Annotated in this window: 2 protein-coding genes and 2 pseudogenes; 2 read left to right on the top strand and 2 right to left on the bottom strand. The window is 69.1% G+C overall.

From position 1 onward, the window contains the following. Positions 1-472: pseudogene (locus tag I53_RS00790) on the top strand (transcriptional regulator); the annotation flags it as partial. A 236-nt stretch (positions 473-708) separates the two neighbouring features. Here the strand turns inward: I53_RS00790 and I53_RS34430 are convergent. Together I53_RS34430 and I53_RS00780 are read right to left on the bottom strand one after the other, a co-directional pair. Further along, entirely contained in the window at positions 709-867 is a 159-nt protein-coding gene (locus I53_RS34430; protein WP_158498482.1) for a hypothetical protein, read from the bottom strand. A gap of 421 nt (positions 868-1288) precedes the next feature. Continuing rightward, entirely contained in the window at positions 1289-1786 is a 498-nt protein-coding gene (locus tag I53_RS00780) for an Rrf2 family transcriptional regulator (protein WP_043345607.1), read from the bottom strand. Positions 1787-1880: 94 nt separating this feature from the next. Between I53_RS00780 and hmpA the strand changes: the two are divergent. After that, positions 1881-3019 (top strand): annotated as a pseudogene (hmpA, locus tag I53_RS00775) (NO-inducible flavohemoprotein); the annotation flags it as partial.

Raw genomic sequence — 3019 nt, 5'->3', positions numbered from 1 at the left:
AGCGTGGCCTGGATCGAGGGTGCGCTATCTCACCCTGCGGCCCTCCTTCGGGACGGCCGGCGCGATCTTCGCCTACCGCACCGAGATCGCCTGGGACCCGGAGTCGGCTCGCCTCGTGTTCCGCGAGGCCGAGCGGCTCGACGCCCCCTTCGCGCAATCCGGCAGCGTCGCCGTGCCGAGCCAGTCGGGCATGATCTATCTGGTGACCAACTGGCACGGGCAGCACCGCCTGGCGGTCCTGTGCCGCCCGAACATCCAGGGCGAGATGTACGGGGTCCTAACCACGCTCCATGCGGGGCGCGGCACCCAGCTGACCCCCGCCGCGGCGCCCCTGGCGCTGCTCCCGGAGCAGGCCGGCGCGTTCGGCTACGGGCGCATCGGACCCGAGGAGCCGGGCTTCGCACCGTACCGGGCCTATCTCGCCCGCGTGCACGAGGACGGCTACGCCACCTTCTTCACGGGTGTCGCCTGACGGGGCCGGGCGCGATGCGGATGGGCCGGCGCCCCTGGCCGTGATGGGCCGGTCGACACAGCAGTCGACGCGTTCGGCCGACCGCGCGTTGCGCAGGCTGCGGACAGGAGGCGTCCCGCGCCGGATCGGCCCCCCTCGCGCCCGTTCGGGTGCCCGTCGAAGCCTCCGTCCTTGGAGAGGGCCGCTCCGTGAGCAGACCCTCTCCGGACCCGGCGGGCCGCCGGGTTCAGGCCGCGCTACTGGGCCGCGATGTTGTAGGCGAGCGCCGACGAGGCGAGGGAGGCCCCCCACACGCAGAGCGTCGTGCTCGTTCCCATGGTCGGCACCGCGATCAGCGCGCCGACGCTGGCCACGGCGAGGCCGATCGCTGCCCCGTACAGTGCGTCGTCGCTCACGCCGCCGGCGACACAATCGATCTCTTCATCCGTCAATTCGCGGATCTCTGGCACATTCTTCATCATCGCGACCTTTCGATATCGATGGTTGAATGCCGAATTATCCATCGGCGTCGCGCAGGCAGCCGCAAAGCGTTCGAGAGATCAAATCGTATAGAAGCACTATAGCCTGCGTCCGGGCGAGGTCCTATCGCCGGTGCCGTCCTGCCCTGGGCTCCGGAGCCGCGACGGCAGAGGTGAAGACCTGCCGCTTCGATCGCGACGACTGCGCCGCGATCACCGAGGCGAGTCGGCATCCGGTGGGGCTCCGAGCCCGCGTCCGGAGCGCGCCGACGCTCGCCCATGCTCCGATGCTGCGGGCGTCCGGCCTTGCGATGGCGTTGGTGATCACATCGCGGCGTCGAGGCTGAGCAACCGTCGATCAACGCACCGGGTCGACGGGGCGTCGAGGCATGCGCGAGGCGGGCTCGTCGATCGACGGCATGGGATCGATGCCCAGGAGGGCTGCGAGATCCGGCCCGGTATTCGGCTCCAGCAGGTCGGCGAGGGTATGTCGGTCGAGGACCGCGAGGAACGCGGCGAGCGCTTCGTTCAAGACACCCTTGAGGCGGCACGCGGGCGTGATCGCACAGGCCGCACCGGCGAAGCAGGGGACCAGCGCCAGATCCTCCTCCATGGCCCGCACGACGTCTCCGACGCGGATCTGGTCCGCGGGCCGGCCCAGAAGCAAGCCGCCGCCCCGGCCGCGCGTCGTCCGGATCAATCCCAGCCGGCCCAGCTGATGCACCACCTTCACCAAGTGATGCTCGGAGATCCCGTAGGCCGCCGCGACGCCGGCTATGGAGCCCTGCCGGGGGCCCAGCGAGCCGAGATAGATCAGAGTGCGCAGGCCGTAATCGGTGAAGCGGGTCAGCCGCATGTCAACTCCGTAACAGCCCTTAAGGTGCATGACGATTGCACCTTTAAAAATGGGCCGTCATAAGGTGCATGTAATATGCATCTTGAGGACCGCCATGCCTGCCCCGCTGAGTCCCTCCACCGTCGCCCTCATCAAAGCCACGATTCCCGCCCTGGAGGCGCGAGGCCTGGACATCACGCGGCGCATGTACGAGCGCCTGTTCGAGAACGCCGAGATGCGCGACCTCTTCAACCAGTCGCACCATGGGGCAGCGGGCTCGCAGCCGAAGGCCCTCGCGCAAGCCGTGCTGGCCTATGCCCGCAACATCGACAATCTGAGCGTTCTCGGCGGGGCGGTGGAGCGCATCGCGCAGAAGCATGTCGCGCTCAACATCCTCCCCGAGCACTATCCGCATGTCGCGGATGCGCTGCTCGGCGCGATCGGCGACATTCTGGGCGATGCGGCGACGTCCGAAATCTGCGCGGCCTGGGGAGACGCGTACTGGCTCCTGGCGGAGATCCTGATCGGGCGCGAGGCGGCCATCTACCGCGACCACGCCGCAAAGCCTGGAGGCTGGACCGGCTGGCGCGCGTTCCAGATCGAGAGCGTGACCCAGGAGAGCGAGACGATCCGCTCCTTCGTGCTGGCGCCGGTCGATGGGGGGGCCGTGCTGCGCCACCAGCCCGGTCAATACCTGGGCTTCCTCTTCGACCTGCCAGGCCAGGGCGTTCTGAAACGCAATTACTCGGTCTCGTGTGCCCCGAACGATCGCGTCTACCGCATCACCGTCAAGCGCGAGAACGCGCCCGGTGCGCCGGCCGGTGTCGTCTCGAACTGGCTGCACGATGCGGCCGGCATCGGCACGATCCTGCGCGTGGCACCGCCGGCGGGCGACTTCTTCCTCGACCGGTCGACGAACGGCCCCGTGGTCCTGGTCAGCGGCGGCGTCGGACTGACGCCGATGGTGAGCATGCTGGCCGCCATCGAGGATGAGATGCCCGAGCGCCCGACTTGGTATGTCCACGGAGCCCTCAACGGCCGTGTCCATGCGCTGCGGGACGCGACGGCCGCCGCAGCCTCGGGGCGCGCGCATATCCGCGTCCGGACCTTCTACGCCCAGCCGGACGCGCAGGACCGGCGTGGCGAACATTACGACGAGGCGGGTCTCATCACGGCGGATTGGCTCGTCGCGAACACGCCGCAGGCCCGAGCGGTCTACTACCTCTGTGGGTCCAGCCGTTTCTGGCCGCGCTC

The sequence above is a fragment of the Methylobacterium sp. B1 genome (assembly GCF_000333255.1).
Lineage (GTDB): Bacteria > Pseudomonadota > Alphaproteobacteria > Rhizobiales > Beijerinckiaceae > Methylobacterium > Methylobacterium fujisawaense.
Note: the sequence above shows the minus strand (reverse complement) of the source record. Positions and strands in the feature narration are given on the sequence as shown.

What these genes read in the sequence shown, in the direction of transcription:
- I53_RS00780 (WP_043345607.1), bottom strand. Translation starts at nt 1,786, where the DNA reads ATGCGGCTGACCCGCTTCACCGATTACGGCCTGCGCACTCTGATCTAT.